This window comes from Rudanella paleaurantiibacter (assembly GCF_009184635.1).
Classification (GTDB): Bacteria; Bacteroidota; Bacteroidia; order Cytophagales; family Spirosomataceae; genus Rudanella; species Rudanella paleaurantiibacter.
The window spans coordinates 219,790-236,331 of record NZ_WELI01000010.1; the positions used below are offsets into that span (position 1 = coordinate 219,790).

At 56.8% G+C, this 16,542-nt stretch carries 11 protein-coding genes; 8 read left to right on the forward strand and 3 right to left on the reverse strand.

Features of this window, described 5'->3' with window-relative positions; translation table 11 throughout:
- Positions 1–83: 83 nt before the first annotated feature.
- The 5 genes from F5984_RS21620 to F5984_RS21640 all read left to right on the forward strand — a co-directional run bounded on the left by F5984_RS21620 (position 84) and on the right by F5984_RS21640 (position 8,034).
- Positions 84–1,223, forward strand: a complete 1,140-nt coding sequence (locus F5984_RS21620; RefSeq protein ID WP_152126297.1) for a glycosyltransferase family 4 protein — start codon at positions 84–86, stop codon at positions 1,221–1,223.
- A 105-nt stretch (positions 1,224–1,328) separates the two neighbouring features.
- On the forward strand, positions 1,329–2,537 hold the full coding sequence (locus F5984_RS21625) for a DUF1972 domain-containing protein (RefSeq protein WP_152126298.1): 1,209 nt from the start codon (positions 1,329–1,331) through the stop codon (positions 2,535–2,537).
- Positions 2,538–2,594: 57 nt separating this feature from the next.
- Positions 2,595–3,689, forward strand: a complete 1,095-nt coding sequence (locus F5984_RS21630) for a glycosyltransferase family 4 protein (RefSeq protein WP_246169239.1) — start codon at positions 2,595–2,597, stop codon at positions 3,687–3,689.
- A 149-nt stretch (positions 3,690–3,838) separates the two neighbouring features.
- The gene (locus F5984_RS21635) at positions 3,839–5,206 is read left to right on the forward strand and encodes a sigma-54-dependent transcriptional regulator (RefSeq protein ID WP_152126299.1); all 1,368 of its coding nucleotides are present in this window, start codon (positions 3,839–3,841) and stop codon (positions 5,204–5,206) included.
- A gap of 41 nt (positions 5,207–5,247) precedes the next feature.
- Positions 5,248–8,034, forward strand: a complete 2,787-nt coding sequence (locus F5984_RS21640) for an ATP-binding protein (RefSeq protein ID WP_152126300.1) — start codon at positions 5,248–5,250, stop codon at positions 8,032–8,034.
- 68 nt (positions 8,035–8,102) lie between these two features.
- Here the strand turns inward: F5984_RS21640 and F5984_RS21645 are convergent, their stop codons facing one another.
- From F5984_RS21645 to F5984_RS21655, 3 genes are all read right to left on the reverse strand, one after another.
- Positions 8,103–9,299, reverse strand: a complete 1,197-nt coding sequence (locus tag F5984_RS21645; RefSeq protein WP_152126301.1) for an efflux RND transporter periplasmic adaptor subunit — start codon at positions 9,297–9,299, stop codon at positions 8,103–8,105.
- 141 nt (positions 9,300–9,440) lie between these two features.
- Entirely contained in the window at positions 9,441–13,850 is a 4,410-nt protein-coding gene (locus tag F5984_RS21650; protein WP_152126302.1) for a CusA/CzcA family heavy metal efflux RND transporter, read from the reverse strand.
- 179 nt (positions 13,851–14,029) lie between these two features.
- Positions 14,030–14,416: a hypothetical protein gene (locus F5984_RS21655; protein ID WP_152126303.1), complete on the reverse strand. Its 387-nt coding sequence runs from the start codon at positions 14,414–14,416 to the stop codon at positions 14,030–14,032.
- 148 nt (positions 14,417–14,564) lie between these two features.
- Here F5984_RS21655 and F5984_RS21665 point away from each other — a divergent pair, with 148 nt between their 5' ends.
- The 3 genes from F5984_RS21665 (at position 14,565) to F5984_RS21675 (ending at position 16,526) form a co-directional block, all read left to right on the forward strand.
- On the forward strand, positions 14,565–14,978 hold the full coding sequence (locus F5984_RS21665) for a MarR family winged helix-turn-helix transcriptional regulator (RefSeq protein ID WP_246169242.1): 414 nt from the start codon (positions 14,565–14,567) through the stop codon (positions 14,976–14,978).
- A 123-nt stretch (positions 14,979–15,101) separates the two neighbouring features.
- A complete protein-coding gene (locus F5984_RS21670; protein ID WP_152126304.1) occupies positions 15,102–15,551 on the forward strand; it encodes a DinB family protein in 450 nt (149 codons plus the stop codon).
- A gap of 15 nt (positions 15,552–15,566) precedes the next feature.
- The gene (locus tag F5984_RS21675) at positions 15,567–16,526 is read left to right on the forward strand and encodes a YheT family hydrolase (RefSeq protein WP_152126305.1); all 960 of its coding nucleotides are present in this window, start codon (positions 15,567–15,569) and stop codon (positions 16,524–16,526) included.
- The last annotated feature ends 16 nt before the right edge of the window (positions 16,527–16,542 follow it).

The following is a 16,542-nucleotide window of genomic DNA, read 5'->3' on the forward strand; positions in this document are numbered from 1 at the left end:
TGGATTAGTATGCTGATTATCAGATTGTTTATTGTTTGTTCTGCATTCTACACTATACATTCAATTTTAAACAGAGCTAAACTATGTCTTCCAAACGTCTGGTTGCGGTGCATCTCCTCAACGACTGGAGCGGGAGCCCGCTTGTGTTCAGGCAGGCCCTCGAAGCCCTCCAGCAATCGGGGTATTCGGTCGAGCTGTTTACCGCGACCGCGTCTACCGGTGGGTTTCTGAGCGACTTCCCCAGTGCCAATACGCACCCGCTTGGGTACCGATGGTCGCCGAGTAAACTCGTAACCCTGCTCAATTTTCTGGGGGTGCAGGTACGGCTCTTTGTCCGGCTGCTATTTTTTCTCCGGCCCGGCGACCAGTTGTACATTAATACCCTGCTACCGTTTGGGGCTGCGCTGGCGGGCAAGGTTCGGCGGTGCCCCGTCACATACCACGTGCACGAGGTCAGTATCCGGCCCCGCCTGTTGCGAGACGGGCTGCGGTGGGTGGCCGACCGTACGGCTCAGCGGGCCCTGTTTGTGTCGGAGTACACCCGGCAGCAAACGGCCCTCCGCCGGCCCTCCGCCCAACTGGTGTACAACACCCTGCCCGACCGGTTCTGGGTAGAAGCCACCCGAATCAGTACGCCCAACATGGTAACGCCGTTTACGGCTCTGATGCTGTGTTCCAACAAAGCCTACAAGGGTATCAACGAGTTGGTGGCCTGCGCCCGTCAACTGCCGCACATCCGGTTTTTGCTGGTGCTCAACACCGACCCGAACGGCGTAGCGGACTTTGTTGCACAGACCCACCCGCCTGCCAACTGCACCGTGTACCCGGCGCAGACTGATACCATTCCGTTTTACCGACAGGCACACGTGGTGCTGAACCTGTCGCATCCTGATGCCTGGGTCGAAACCTTCGGCATGACAATTCTGGAAGCGATGGCCTGCGGGCGACCAGTCATTACACCCACGGTGGGCGGCATTTGTGAGCTGATTGACGACGGCCGCGAAGGGTTCAAAATTGATGTGAACCGGATGCCCGCCCTCGTAAAGTCGCTGGGGCAACTGTCGTCCGACATACAGTTGTATCTCCAGATGGCCGAAGCAGCCCGCAAACGGGCTCGGTTTTTCGGGCCTGCCCGCTTTCGTCAGAGTATGGCTGCCGCGTTTGGTTTGTCCGATACGCACTTAATACACAGGCTGGAAAACGTTGTCCAGAATCGGGAGTAAACACGCCCGTTCAGGCCCGAAAAAGGGGGTATAATGCCCTCTGAGCGGTTTGGCACGGATTAGGTACTCAATTTTGTCACCATTCAAGCGTATGCATCGAATTCGATGAAAAAGACCTCAGTAGCAATCATTGGAACGGTAGGAGTGCCCGCCAAATACGGCGGCTTCGAAACCCTGGCCGAACATCTGGTAGACCAGCTTGGCACCGAACTGGACATCTCGGTTTACTGCACCGCCAAAAAATACACCCCCGAGCAACGAAAGACCCATTACAAAGGGGCCCGGCTTATTTATCTGCCCTTCGACGCCAACGGGCTGCAAAGTATTGTGTACGACTGCGTGAGTATTCTGCACGCCCTGCTGTACGCCGACGTGCTCCTGATTCTGGGCGTAAGCGGGGGGATGATGTTGCCGTTTGTACGGTGGTTTACCCGCAAAAAAATCGTGATCTCCATTGACGGCATTGAATGGAAGCGCAACAAATGGAGCAAATTGGCGCGCTGGTACCTCTGGGCTGCCGAGTGGATGGCCGTGCGCTATTCGCATGCCGATATTGCCGATAACGAGTCGATTCAGAACTACACGGCCATTCGCTACAAAACCCTCAGCAATATTATCGAGTACGGGGCCGACCACACCCTGTCGGTAAGTCCTAATGCTACGGACCGCGAGAAGTACCCATTTCTGAGCCGGCCGTATGCCTTTACCGTGTGCCGGATTGAGCCCGAAAACAACATTCACCTGATTCTCGAAGCCTTTGCCCAACTGCCCCGGCATACGCTCGTGCTGGTGGGTAACTGGGCCAACAGCGAGTACGGCATCGACCTCCGCACCCGCTACGAGAAGCACGCTAACCTGTTGCTTCTGGACCCGATCTATAATCAGCGCGAACTCGACCTGCTGCGTAGCAACTGCCTCGTGTACATTCACGGACATAGCGCGGGCGGTACCAACCCGTCGCTGGTGGAGGCCATGTACCTCGGTTTGCCCGTCATTGCCTATGACGTGAATTACAACCGCACCACGACCGAAAACCAGGCCTTGTTTTTCCGGTCGGCCCGCGAGTTGGTGGAGCATATTCAGCAAACCTCGGTGGCCGAACTCCTGCGGCAGGCCGAGTCCATGAAAACCATTGCTTACCGGCGGTACACCTGGGCGGTCATTGCGCAGAAATACGCGTTTCTGGTGCGGAAAGTGATTCAGAGCCCCCACAAGAGCAAGCTGACGTCGTTGGCCGGTCGGCGCTTACCGGCCGATTGGCTCGTCGAGTCGGAGCTGGCCCATTTGAAAGCCCCCTCGCATTTTTATGAATGAGTGAATAAGTGCCCCAACTGTAAACCGTAATCTGCAAACCGTAAACTTTTACTCCCCGTGATTCCCACTGAACTTGACGGAATACCCCTGCGCTTGCTTGGTTTTGTTCTGGGCCTTGGCGTTTGCTGGGCCTTGTTGCCCGTACTGATTCGGTTGAGCCCCCGGCTGGGGCTGGTCGATCGGCCCAATAGTCGAAAGGTTCATCAGCAGCTGATTCCGGCTATCGGGGGGCTAACCATTGGGCTGGCCCTGTTAGCGGTGTCGGTGTTATACACGCCTATGCAGGTGCTCGCCGGGCAACAACCCGTATTGATTCTGGCATCGCTGGTGCTGATGGTCACCGGGGTGATTGATGATCGGCTCAACCTGCCCGCTCTGGTTCGGTTATGTATCCAGCTGGGGTGCGCGCTGGCGGTTACCCATTACGGGATCCGGCTTACGTCGTTGCACGGATTGTTCGGGATTCAGACCCTGCCGCTGCTGGTGCAGTATGGTCTCACCATGCTCATTCTGACCGGTATGGCCAATGCATTTAACCTCATCGACGGCATCGATGGGCTGGCCGGGAGCCTGGCCTTACTCAATACGCTGGTGCTGTCGGGCCTGGCGTGGTTTCTGCATCAGCCCGGCTGGCTGGCGTTGTTGTGTCCGCTGGCCGGGGCGTTACTGGCATTCTTGAAGTTCAACTGGCGACCGGCCCGCCTGTTTATGGGCGATGGTGGGTCGGTGGTGCTGGGGTTTCTGATGGTTAGCATCGGTATGGCACTGATGGAGGGGGCGTATGGGCAGGCCAACGCCTACGCTCCCCAGGCATTGTGCCTCATCACGGCCTGTTGTATGCTACCGGTAATTGACGCCCTTCGGGTATTTGGCAGCCGCATGATGCGGGGCAATTCGCCGTTTGCCGCCGACCGAAATCATATGCATCACTGGCTACTTAAACACCGGTTTGCTCACTCTGAAATTACCCTCCGGTTACTGAGCGTTCATAGTCTGGTTGTGATTCTGTCGCCCGTTGCGTTATATTTCCTGAGTATATCTACCGTCTTTATCGGGCAAATTGGGGTTACAATAGGCTATACGGCGCTGATTCAGCTGAGCCATTCGTTCCTTCAAAGTTATAGACTGGTTAAGAAGCTGGAAAGTAACTAATTGATAATGAATAGTAAAAGCTGGGCTTGTATATTAAATAGTGCTAAATATTGCCTGATTCTGGCAATTTGAAACAAATTTTAATCATATTTGCTTTGTTCATATGTATTGAATCGTAAGTAGTTTCTTTTGGGTAACCTATATGTTTTATGAAGGAGTCGGGTCCTTACCGCATTTTCATTGTTGAGGATGATCCCTGGTATGGCGAAGTGCTGAAATACCATCTGTCGCTTAATCCAGACTACGAACTTCACCGATTTGTGACGGGTGAAGCGTGCCTGAATCAGATCGCCGAGAACCCACCTCACCTGATAACGATCGACTATTCGCTGCCCGATACCGACGGTGCACAACTGTTTGCGCGGATTCGGGAGCGGCTTCCGAACACGCCCGTTATCGTCATTAGCGAGCAGCAGGATGTCGAAACAGCCGTGGCGCTTTTGCAGGCTGGCGTACACGATTATTTTGTGAAAGACGACCGGACCAAAGACCTGCTCTGGAACGCGATTCTGAAAATCAGGGAAGGGCAACCCGTTTTGTCGGAGGTAGAAATGGCACCCGATCCGCTGGGCAGTGGTCCGGTGGGTTGTCCGCTCATTATCGGCAACAGCCCCGCTATTCGGAAGGTGTTTGCCCTGATCGGGAAGGCCGCCCGAACCAACATCAACGTGTCGATCACGGGCGAAACCGGTACTGGAAAAGAACTGGTTGCCCGGGCTATTCACGACTATTCCGACCGGGACAAACGACCGTTTGTGGCCGTTAATATGGCCGCTATTCCGCGTGAACTGGTTGAAAGCGAGTTGTTTGGTCACGAAAAAGGGGCGTTTACCGGGGCTGTAAGCCGCAAGATTGGCCGGTTTGAAGAAGCGAATAAAGGCACACTGTTTCTCGACGAGATTGCCGAAATGGACCCGTCGTTGCAAAGCAAGCTGCTGCGGGTATTGCAGGAACGCGAACTGGTACGGGTGGGCGGCTCTGAGCGCGTGGGGCTGGATATTCGATTGGTGGTGGCTTCGCACAAAAACCTGCTCGAAGAGGTCCGGCAGGGGCGTTTTCGCGAGGATTTATATTACCGGCTTATGGGCCTGCCAATTGCCCTGCCACCCCTCCGCGACCGCCCCGAGGACATTATGTTGCTGGCCCGGCATTTTCTGGATGATTTTTGCCACGAAAACCGCATGACTCCGCCCGCCTTTGCTCCCCCGGCTACGGCAAAACTGCTCCGGTACGGGTTTCCGGGCAACGTTCGCGAGCTGAGGGCGTTGGTGCAGATGGCCGCTGTCATGTCCGACGGGCAGATTATCGGGCCCGATGACCTGCTGATGACCAGCCATCCGGTCTCCCAACTCTCTGTGGAGCCCGAGGGCGGTACGCTGCGTCAGTACATGATTCAGATCATTCGGTCGCACCTGAAACGGTACGATAACAATGTCGTGCTGGTCGCGGCAAAGCTGGACATTGGCAAATCGACGATTTATAAGATGATTCAGAATAACGAACTCTCGCTCATTTGAAAAAACAAGTACCTCTCCCCGTTTCCCAACATTGACCAGGTATGGAACAGCCATTGGCTTCGTTTACAATACCTTCTGCCGAACTTTCAGTGGGTATGCCCAAGAATCAGATTGACCAGTTACTGGCTCAGCAAAAACAACTCGAAGCGCAGATTAAGGCGCTTGAGGATGAAAAAAATAGACTTGATACCCAATGGCAATCGCTGTTTGATGGGCTTGGTGAGGCTAACTGGTCGGTCGATCTGCGGTCGGATCAACTGCACCGATCGCCAATTTACTACCAGTGCCTGGGTTACCCGGCCGACAGCCAACCCCCCGCCGACTGGCAAACGCTGGTGCACCCGCAGGACTTACAGACCTGGCTGTATGAGCAGGAAGCCTGCCGGTTGGGGCGGCAAGTCCATTTTCGGGTCACGTACCGGATTCGTGGGTACAATGGCGGCTATTATTACCTCCTCGACCGGGGGCGGGTGTTCGGTTACTCGGCCGAGGGGCAGCCGTTGCTGCTCCGGGGGGTATCGACTATTCTGACCGATCACCATCAGCAGGAACACCGGCTGAGCCGTCAGGCAAGCCGATTGGCTAATTTGGTGGCTCAATTGCAGGAAGGGGTGCTGCTCGAAGACGAACACCGCACAGTGGTGGTGGCCAACGGCAAGTTTTGTGATATGTTCCGGATTTCCGACTCGCCGGATACGCTGACGGGCCTCGACTGCCGCTCTATGGTAGAGCAGTACAAGTCGTTTTTTCGGACGCCCGATACGTTTGTCAGTCGGGTGAATCAGATTCTGACCGAGCGACAGCCGGTGCTGGGCGAAGAAATGGAACTGGCCGACGGCCGGACGTTTGAGCGAGATTACATCCCCCTAATGATCGACGGCGCGTTTGCCGGTAACCTCTGGAAATACTCCGATATTTCGCGCCGGAAACGGGCCGAGGATGCTTCACAGCGGCAACGCGAAAAATACCAGCGCATCATCGAAAACATGAACCTGGGCCTCATTGAGGTTGATCTCGACGAGCGAGTGGTGTACACCAATCAGAGTTTTTGCGCGATGAGCGGCTACGAACCCGACGAGCTGATTGGCCGGGTTGCCAGCGAGATTATGCTGGGCGGACGTACCTCCGACTTTATTAAGTCGAAGAACGAAAGTCGGCTGATGGGTGCCACGGACACCTATGAGATAGCCGTTCAGAACAAGCATGGCGAAGCCATGTGGTGGCTCATCAGTGGGGCCCCCGTATACGCTGATACGGGCGAGGTGATTGGCTCAACGGGTATTCATCTCGACATTACAAAGCAAAAACAGCTGGAATCCGAATTGCGCATTGCCAAGCAACAGGCCGAAGACTCCTCGCGGGCTAAAGAACTGTTTCTGGCCAACATGAGCCACGAGATTCGGACGCCGATGAATGCCATTCTGAGCCTGGGGCAGCAGCTGACCAAAACGACCCTCACCGAAGGCCAGCAGTTTTTGCTGACAACGATCAACACGGCGGCCAGTAATCTGCTCGTGATTCTGAACGATATTTTGGATTTTTCGAAGATTGAAGCCGGTCAGCTTTCGCTCGAACAAATCGGGTTCAACCTGCCGGAGTTGGTGAAGGGGGCGGTGCATGTGCTGGCGCATCAGGCCGAAGAAAAGCAACTCGAACTGGTTACGCGCATCGATTCGGGTATTGCGCCGGTCTTGCTCGGTGATCCTTATCGGCTCAATCAGATTTTAGTCAACCTGCTGGGCAATGCCCTCAAATTTACCGATCAGGGTCGGGTAACGGTGGCTTGCCTGGGTTGGCAGAAAGAGGGGGTGCAGGAGGTAGAGCTACAGGTGATTGATACTGGTATCGGCATTGATCCTGATTTCAAAGAGAAGATTTTCAATACGTTTACGCAGGAAGACGGTAGCATTGTGCGCCGATATGGCGGAACTGGTCTGGGTATGAGCATCACGAAGCAACTGGTTGGCCTCATGGGTGGGACCATTGCGGTTGAGAGTGGGCCCCAAAAAGGCACAACCGTAACCGTTCGGCTGAGTTTCCCCATTGGCCATACGGCGGATATGAACAAGCAGGAACAGTTGACTCCGCAGGAAGGCTTTTTGCCGGGGAAACGGATTCTGCTGGTTGAAGATAACGAGATGAATCGGCTGGTGGTGAAAATGATTCTCAAGCCGTACAATGTACAGATTACCGAGGTTGTTAATGGCAAGCAGGCCGTAAGTACCCTGCTGCAGGAGTCGTTTGATCTGGTGTTGATGGACGTACAAATGCCTGTGATGGATGGGTTGGAAGCTACCCGGCTCATTCGGCGCGACATCAGCTCCACACTGCCAATTATTGCCCTCACAGCCAGTGCTATCCGCAGCGAGAAAGAAGCCTGTTATAGCGCCGGTATGAACGATTTTCTGGCCAAACCCTTTGAGGAACGCGCCCTCCTGAATCAGCTTACGCGTTGGCTGGACTCAGGGCATTCGGCCCCGTGCGAACCGCCCCCGCCGGTGCTTTACAGCCTCGCAAAACTGGAGGCTGTGGGCCGTGGCAACCGTGAGTTTATCGGGCTTATGGTCGAGCTGTTTTGTCGGGAAACGCCCGCCATTGCGTCGCGTATGATAACCGCCCACGATAATGGCGACATGAAAACGGTGCGCGAACTGGCCCACCGAATCAAACCGTCAATCGACAATCTGGAGGTAAAAGGACAGGGCGTAGTTATTCGTCAAATTGAAAAAATGGCCCAAACCGATACCAAATCCGAAGAGCTGGGGGTGCTTCTCCATGAATTTGAACAGTCGATTCGGGCCGTAGTACAACAGTTGAAAATGTTGTGAGAAATGGGGATGGGGGAATGAATAATGAATAATGGGGAATGAATAATGCGTTTCGCTCATTCACTCAATCATTCTTCCTCCCCTCCGCCTTTCCATTGCGAGAGAATAGCGTAGGCACCTTTGACAACCACCGGTGTTTGGGCCGGGTCGAAACCGGCGGGTAGCACAACGGCCGAGTATCCATCTTCGGTAACGCCCCGGCGGATCGGCAGGGCCTTGTAAGGTGTATTGCCGCCCTGCGGAGTCTGTGCAACAAAAATATATTCCTTCCCCTCCGACGACACGATGGCTCCTTCGGGGAGGGCGGGTGAGCGGTTGGCCCCCAGCTCCACAACGGCCTGCAAAAACGCGTTGGGCGGGAAGGTAGCCGCCGATGAGCCTCCCTCAAACCGGGCCAGTACCCGAACCGAACGGTCGGTGTCGATGCTGCGGTTAATGAGGTAAATCCGGGCCGTTTGTTCGCCCCGGCCTGCGCCCGCCAGCCGCACCCGTACCCGTTGGCCCTCCTGAACCAGAGGCAGGTCTTTTTCAAACACAGTCAGTTCGGCAAACAGCTGATCAGTGCCTACCAACTGGGCAATGACGTCGGCGGGTTGTACGTACTGGCCCAGATTAGCGGGCACCTCGGTCACCACACCGTTGACGGGTGAGCTGACGGTATAGGTGCTCGTAAACTGCCCTTTCGTGGCCGATTCGGGCGAGAGACCCAACCGGCGGATGCGCAGGGCGAGCGCGCTCAGGCGGGCGCGGGTGGCGTTGAGGTCGGCACTGGTTTGCTGAAATACCTTCAGAGCCCCCACATTTTCGCGGCTCAGCTCTTGCTGCCGGGCGTATTCGGCCTCTAAGTAGGTTAGGCGGGCGCGGTTTTCGGCGTAGTCCTGTTGCACCTGAATCAGGTCGGGGTTTTCGACCCGCGCCAGCACCTGCCCTTTGCGCACCCGTTGACCGGGCAACAGGGTGATCTGGCGAACAAACCCACCTTGCAGGGCTGAAATAGATACCCGATTCTGGGCACCGGCCACCACCCGGCCGTTCAGGGCGAGGGTTTGGCTCAGGTTGCGGTACTCAACCGGACCCGTGGCGACGCCCGCCAGCCGAATCTGGTCGGCCGTCAGAATCACCTCGTCGGAAGGTGCCTCGGCCGAATCCGCCGGGGTTTGGGCAGTGGCTTCGGTTGTCGGTTTATCGGTACTCTCCCCCGACTCAGTTTTAGGCTTACAGGCGAAGGAAAGGGTAAGTATCAGGGCAATGGCTATATAGTTCATGGACGGAATTGTTCGTAATGAATAATGAATAATGTGGAATGAACAATGAGGAATGGATAATGCAGAATGAACAATGAGTTTGATGCACTCATTCAGGCTGCGCGCCCGCTCAATCACTCATTCACTCAATCACTCAATCACTTACTGCCCCAGCAGTCCTTCGAGGATGATAACGGCCTGGTTGTAGGCGTTGATCGTGTCGAGGTAGTTGGTGCGGGTCTGGTAGGAGCGGGTGAGGGCTTGCGAATACTCCACGTACCCAATCTCGCCCGCCCGAAATGCCTTACGGGCTCCTTCGGCCAGTTGTTGGGCAGTGGGGAGGCCCGTCTGCTCAAAGTACGACAGGCTGGCCTGTTGCTTCCGAATCTCCTGCACGGCTGCGGCCAGACTTCCCTGCAACACTCGTTGGTTGTACGTCAGCGTGGCCTCAGTGACCTGTTGTTCCAGCCGGGCGGTAGCCACGCGGGCCCGGCCAGCCTTGGCAAAGATCGGAATGGAAACCCCGGCCTGAATGCCCTGAAACCGGTTGCCGCCCCCGTACAGGCGTTCCTGCCCGGCATCGGTGGTTTGCGGCCCCCGCAGCGACTGGTTGAAATAGCCCACGGTCAGGTCGGGCCGGAGCCGGGCCTGTTCTACACCAATTTGTTGCTGAGCAATGGTTGTTTGCTGCTGCAACAGGGCGAGCGTGGGGTTTTGGGCCAGAGCAGAGTCGGACAGGGGCGGAATAGCCCGCCGACTCAGTTCAGTATCGGCCACGGTGAGTGGGGTGGTCGTGTGAAGTAACGTTTGCAGGTCGTTGCGGGCAATGGCCTGATCGGCCGTTGTCAGCGCCACCAGATTCCGAACTTCACCCAGCAGGTTGTCGGCCGTAGCCACCTCAAGGGCCGTCCCCTCGCCGGTACGTCGGCGTACGTCGGTAGCCCGTCGGAACTCCACTAACAGGCTATCTTGCCCACCCAGCAGCCGGGCCCGTTCGTTGAGGTACACCAGTTGGTAATAGGCCGACCGGACCTGCGTACGCAATTCATTGCGCGTTACCTGAGCCGCCAGTTCGCTGCCACGGATGGTTGCATCGGCCAGTTGGCCCAACCGGTTGTTGAGCCGAAAGTTGGGGAGTGTTTGGGCTACTGTCAGGTTGTTATCCCACCGGTAGCTATTGTATTGGCCGCTCAGGAGTGTGACATCGGTGCGGGGTACAACCAGAGCCGTAGGCCGGGCGGTTCGCTGTACGGCCACCTGTAGCTCGCCGATTCGGGCAGCCCCGTTATCGACCAGCGCGCGGTCAATAGCCTGTTGCAAGGATACCGGTGCGGGCGTTTGGGCAGTCGCTTTCGGGAGGCCAAGCCCTACCAAACCCATCAGCACGAAGAGGGCTACCGTACCGGCCGCTGGTGTCGGGGTTGACCGTGATTCACCCTTCCGGCCCCGAAATCCGTTTTGTTCCCACCAGTACAGGCAGGGCAGCACAAGCAGCGTGAGCAGGGTGGCCGAAATAAGCCCGCCAATCACGACGGTGGCCAGCGGTTTTTGCACTTCGGCCCCGGCCGTTGTGGAGAGGGCCATTGGCAAAAAGCCGAGTGATGCCACCAGAGCGGTCATCAGCACCGGCCGCAGCCGGGTGGCGGTACCGGCCAGAATCCGGTCGAAAAGCGAGAGATTGCCTTCTTGCCGAAGGTGATTAAACTCGCCAATGAGCACAATGCCGTTGAGCACCGAAACCCCAAACAAGGCAATGAAACCCACCCCGGCCGAGATACTGAACGGCATATCGCGCACCCAAAGGGCCAGAATGCCCCCGATAGCTGCGAGCGGAATGGCCATAAAGACCAGCAGCGCCTGCCGGAGTGAGCCGAAAGTAAAGTAGAGGAGCAGGAAAATAAGCCCCAAGGCCACCGGAACGGCAATAGAGAGCCGTTTGCGGGCTTCTTCGAGGTTCTGGAACTGCCCACCAAACGTCACGTAATACCCCGCCGGGAGCTTTACTTCCTTGTCGAGCCGGGCTTTGAGGTCGTTCACAACGGATTCAACATCGCGGCCCCGCACGTTGAAGGCAACCGTAATCCGGCGTTGGGCGTTGTCGCGCTGAATCTGGTTCACGCTGTTTTCAAACCGTACATCGGCCACCTGTCCGAGCGGTACGGCCTGCCCGTTGGCCCCGCTGAGCAAGAGGTTCTGCACGTCGTTGAGTTGCTGACGGCTCTGCTCGCGCAGGCGTACCGCCAGCCCGTACCGGCGCTCGCCCTCGTAGACCATACCGGCCTCGGCACCGGCAAACGCGGCCTGTACCAGTCGGTTTGCGTCGTTAATGGCGATACCAAAGCGGGCCAGGGCCGCCCGGTCGAACCGGATTACGATTTGGGGCAGGCCCGACACTTGTTCTACGTACAGCTCGGTAGCGCCGGGTACACCACCCACCACCCGGCCAATTCGGCGGGCGTATTCAGAAAGTTGAGCGAGGTCTTCGCCGTAGAGTTTTACGGCCACATCCTGCCGGATGCCGGTCATCAATTCGTTGAATCGCATTTGAATCGGTTGTTGAAAACTAAAGCTGACGCCCGGCAACCTGGAGAGTTCGGCGTGCATTTTTTCGGCCATCTCGTTCATGTTGGTGGCTGATTTCCATTCGCTCGGGTCTTTCAGAATCACCATCATATCGGCCGCTTCGATAGGCATCGGGTCGGTCGGAATTTCGCCCGCGCCAATTTTGCCCACAATCTGTTTTACTTCGGGGAATTTGGCCTTGAGCATCCGCTCGGCTTTGAGCGTAGCGTCGATGGATTCGGAGAGGGAGCTGCCCGGAATCAGGCGGGTATCCACGGCAAAGTCGCCCTCGTCGAGTTCCGGGATAAACTCACCCCCTAACCGGGAAAAGAGCATCAGCGACCCGACAAACGCGGCCACAGCGGTGCCCACAACCAGCCCCCGGTGAGCCAGTGTCCAGCGGATAGTTGGGTCATAAATGCGATGGAAAAAGCCCATGATCCGGTCCGAAATGGTCTGATGGCCTTCGGGCTGCACGTTTTTGCTCAGCAACAGGGCTGAGAGCATGGGGACGTAGGTGAGCGACAGGATAAACGCCCCCAGAATGGCAAAGGCCACCGTTTGGGCCATCGGCCGAAACATTTTGCCCTCCACGCCCACCAGAGCCAGCAAAGGCAGGTACACAATCAGAATGATGAGCTCGCCAAACGCGGCCGACGACCGAATCCGGCTGGCCGATTCAAACACTTCATCGTCCATCTCGGCCTGCGTAAGCGTGGCCCGGTGGCCCAGCCCCCGTGTGCGAATGGCGAGGTGATGGAGCGTAGCCTCCACAATAATCACGGCCCCATCCACAATCAGGCCGAAGTCGATGGCCCCCAGGCTCATCAGGTTGCCCGATACCCCAAACAGGTTCATCATTGACACCGCAAAGAGCATGGCCAGCGGAATCACCGAAGCCACCACCACGCCCGCCCGCCAGTTGCCGAGCATGAGCACCAGTACGAAAATAACAATGAGTGCCCCTTCGATCAGGTTGCGCGATACCGTGCTGATGGCCCGGTTGACAAGGTCGGTTCGGTCCAGAAACGGCACAATCTCGACCCCCTCGGGCAGCGACTTCTCGATCAGGGTTATGCGTTCTTTCACGTTGGCAATCACGCGCGACGAGTTTTCGCCTTTCAGCATCATCACCACTGCGCCCACTACCTCTTCTTCGCCGTTGCGCGTGACGGCCCCGTACCGCACGGCATGGCCAATCTGCACCTCGGCCAGGTCGCGCACGAGTACCGGCACCCCTTCGCCCGTTTGTTTCACCACTACGCTGCCTACATCGCCGAGGTTGGTGAGCAGACCTTCGGTTCGGATAAAAAAGGCATTGGGCCGCCGGTCGATGTAGGCCCCGCCGGCGTTCTGATTATTCTGGTCGAGGGCCGTAAACAGCTCGTTCATGCTCACGCCCGCAGCCGCCAGCCGGGCCGGGTCTACGGCCACTTCGTACTGTTTTAAGTACCCGCCAAACGTGCTGACGTCGGCCACGCCGGGGGTGCCCAGTAGTTGCCGCCGGACAATCCAGTCCTGAATGGAGCGGAGTTCGGTGGGGGAGTAACGCTTTTCAAACCCTTTTTTGGGCTGCACCACGTACTGGTAAATTTCGCCCAGACCGGTCGTAACAGGAGCCAGTTCGGGGTCTCCGGCTGAGGGCGGTATTTGCGAACGGGCCTGCGCCAGCCGTTCAAAAACCTGCTGACGGGCCCAGTACACGTCGGTGTCTTCTGTAAACACGATGGTGATCACCGAGAGCCCAAAGCGCGAAAACGATCGGATTTCGACCAGGTCGGGTAGGGTGGCCATCGTTTGTTCGACCGGGAACGTAATGAGCCGTTCGACGTCGGTAGCCGACAGGGCCGGGCTACGGGTGATGACCTGCACCTGATTATTGGTAATGTCGGGCAGGGCGTCGATGGGGAGTTGCGTGAGCGAATAGCCCCCCCAGATAACAAGGGCGGCCGTAAAGAGCCCAATAATCAGCTTGTTACGGATGGAAAAATGAATGATACTGTCCAGCATGGGATAAGCGGGAAGGACGACCTGAGGCCGCCTGTTCGGAAAGGGGATAAACGGAAAATGGAGTCGGAGTGCCGACGCGAGGAAACCTACGGCCCGACGTGCGCAAACTGGCCAAATCGGGGTATTACGGCCCGGTTACCGAAAGGTACGGGCATACGAATCCGGCCGAAGAGTCCGAACTACCGTCGGGGCGGATTAATCAGGGAGAATACACCCAGAAACGAATAGAGGTCGTTCTGGCGTTTGAAAAGAGCTTGTGCGAGGGGTATGATCTGCACAAGAGGGGAGGCACTGAAACCCAGAATAGCGGGCGGAGATACCGGCACCGAATGACCCACGATCGGCATATCGTGGTGGCAGTGGTTAGGGTGTTTCTGGTGTTCAGAATCAGCCCCGTAGTGCATACTCAGAAAATCGATGAAACCGAGTTGCGGGTTCTCCTGCTGATGCTGCTCGTAATGCCGGAGCACCTGTGCCCACCGCGCCGACTGATCGATGCTGAAAATGGGCAGCGTGCTGCTTCCCAGAATCAGTGTGGCCAGTAAAAGGGCGACAATCGACTTCATGCGGTTGGAGAGGTTACTTCGGTAACGTTCGGCAAATGTAAAAATTCCCGACGAAATCCTTTGTTACCTAATTTAGAAGTAGTCCAACAATTTGGTAGGTGATGTACGGTATAGTTGCATATACAACTTTACCGTTTACCTTTACGACGTGGAAACAGAAAACTACTGTGTAGCAGGCCGACTGCGCATGTTGGCGCGGGTGGTGACGATGCGCTACAACGACGCGTTTGCGGGGGAGGGCGTCACGATGGCGCAGGCCGCGCTGCTGATGCGAATTTTTGCCCAGCCCGGTATTCGGCAGGTGACGCTTTCAAAGGCGTTGCTGATTGAGAAGTCGGCTATGAGCCGCGATATTCAGTTGTTGCAGCGCCACGGCTGGCTCGATGCCAACGTGCGGGCGGGGCTGCACCTGACCGAGTCGGGCACGATAACGGCCAAGCGGTGCCATAAAATCTGGAAACAGTTGAATGCATCGCTCCGCGAAGACCTGGGCCCCGAAGCCATTGATGGTTTGAGTGTACTCTCGGCCCGGCTTCAGCCACCCGCCCGCCCGGAGCCCTGACTTCGTGTGTGGGACTAAACGAAAATTGATGACCGGACCGAAACCGCAAGCAGGGTCTGAGCAAAACGGCTGTTTCCTCGTTTTTACGAACGCTGAACCAAAACGTATAAACTAAAAATCTGTATGACCGGAGAATTATTGGCTAACCTGTGGCGCATCAATCAGGCAAGTGCGCAAGGGCCTATCAACAAGCTGACCCCTGAAAACTACCAGAATCGACTGACGCCCGAAACGGCTTCGGCCGGGTTTATTGCCCTCCACGCGGCCGAGGCCATGCACAACTTCGCCCAGATTATCTTTGGCAGGCCCGTAACTATCAAAACCCGGGCGGTGGGTGGCGTATCGGATACCGGGCAACCCATTGACCTCGACGAGCTAAAGCAGTTTGTAACGGATAGTTTCGCCCTGATTGCGGAGCAGATTTCGGCCTTGCCCGACGAACAGTGGACCGAAGAGATTCAGACGCCTTTCGGGGTTTCGACCCGCATGGGCGTGCTGGCGTTTCTGATGCACCATAACTCGTACCATGCCGGTCAGATTGCGCAGGCGGCCAAGAAAGGCAGTCAGTTTTAACCGTTCGCTTAACCAATGCCCTACGTTACGCATGACCGGGTAAAACCCCCGGTTTACCTTTGGAATGGACACCTGCAAACCATCTGGCCGAGCATGGCCCGACGCGTGGACGGGGTCACGTACGAGCGTGAGCGCATCGACACGCCCGATAACGACTTTCTCCTGCTCGACTGGGCACGCCGGGGTAATCGGCGGTTGGGCATCGTGGCCCACGGCCTCGAAGGCGACGCCCACCGCCCGTACCTCAAAGGCATGGTGAAGGCCCTGAATGGGGCAGGCTGGGACGCCCTCGGCTGGAACTTTCGGAGTTGCGCCGGCGAACAGAACCGGCTGCGTACCTCGTACCACATTGGTAAGTCCGACGACCTTGACCTGATTGTCCGGCGGGTGGTGGCGAGTGGCGCGTACGATGAGGTGGCTCTGCTGGGGTTCAGCGCCGGGGGCAACATGACGCTCAAGTACGCAGGTGAGCAGGGAGCCAACATCCCGAGCCTGATTAAGCGGGTGGTGACGTTTTCGGTGCCGCTCGACCTCGATGCGGTGGCCAATCATTTCAAGCGGTTGAGTAATCGGATTTACGATAAGCGGTTTCTGAAAACGCTCATTGCCAAGGTCCGCGAGAAGGCAACGCAGCACGACATCGACCTGTCATATATCGACCGCATCAAAACCATGCGCGATTTTGATGAGTATTACAGTGGGCCTATTCACGGGTTTAAGGATGCCGACGACTATTACGCGCACAATGCGTCGATGTATTTTCTGGACAAGATTACCGTACCGACCTTAATTCTGAATGCCCAAAATGACCCGTTTCTGCCCGAAGAGTGCTACAATCCGGCCTTGGTGGCAAATGCCCCGGCCGTAACCCTCGAAATTCCCCGGCACGGCGGGCACTGCGGGTTTTCGCACCATTCGCTCAACCGATGCTGGGCCGAAGAGCGAGCGGTAGCCTTTCTGGAATCGGGCGTGTAGAGAGCCTCTCTGACGG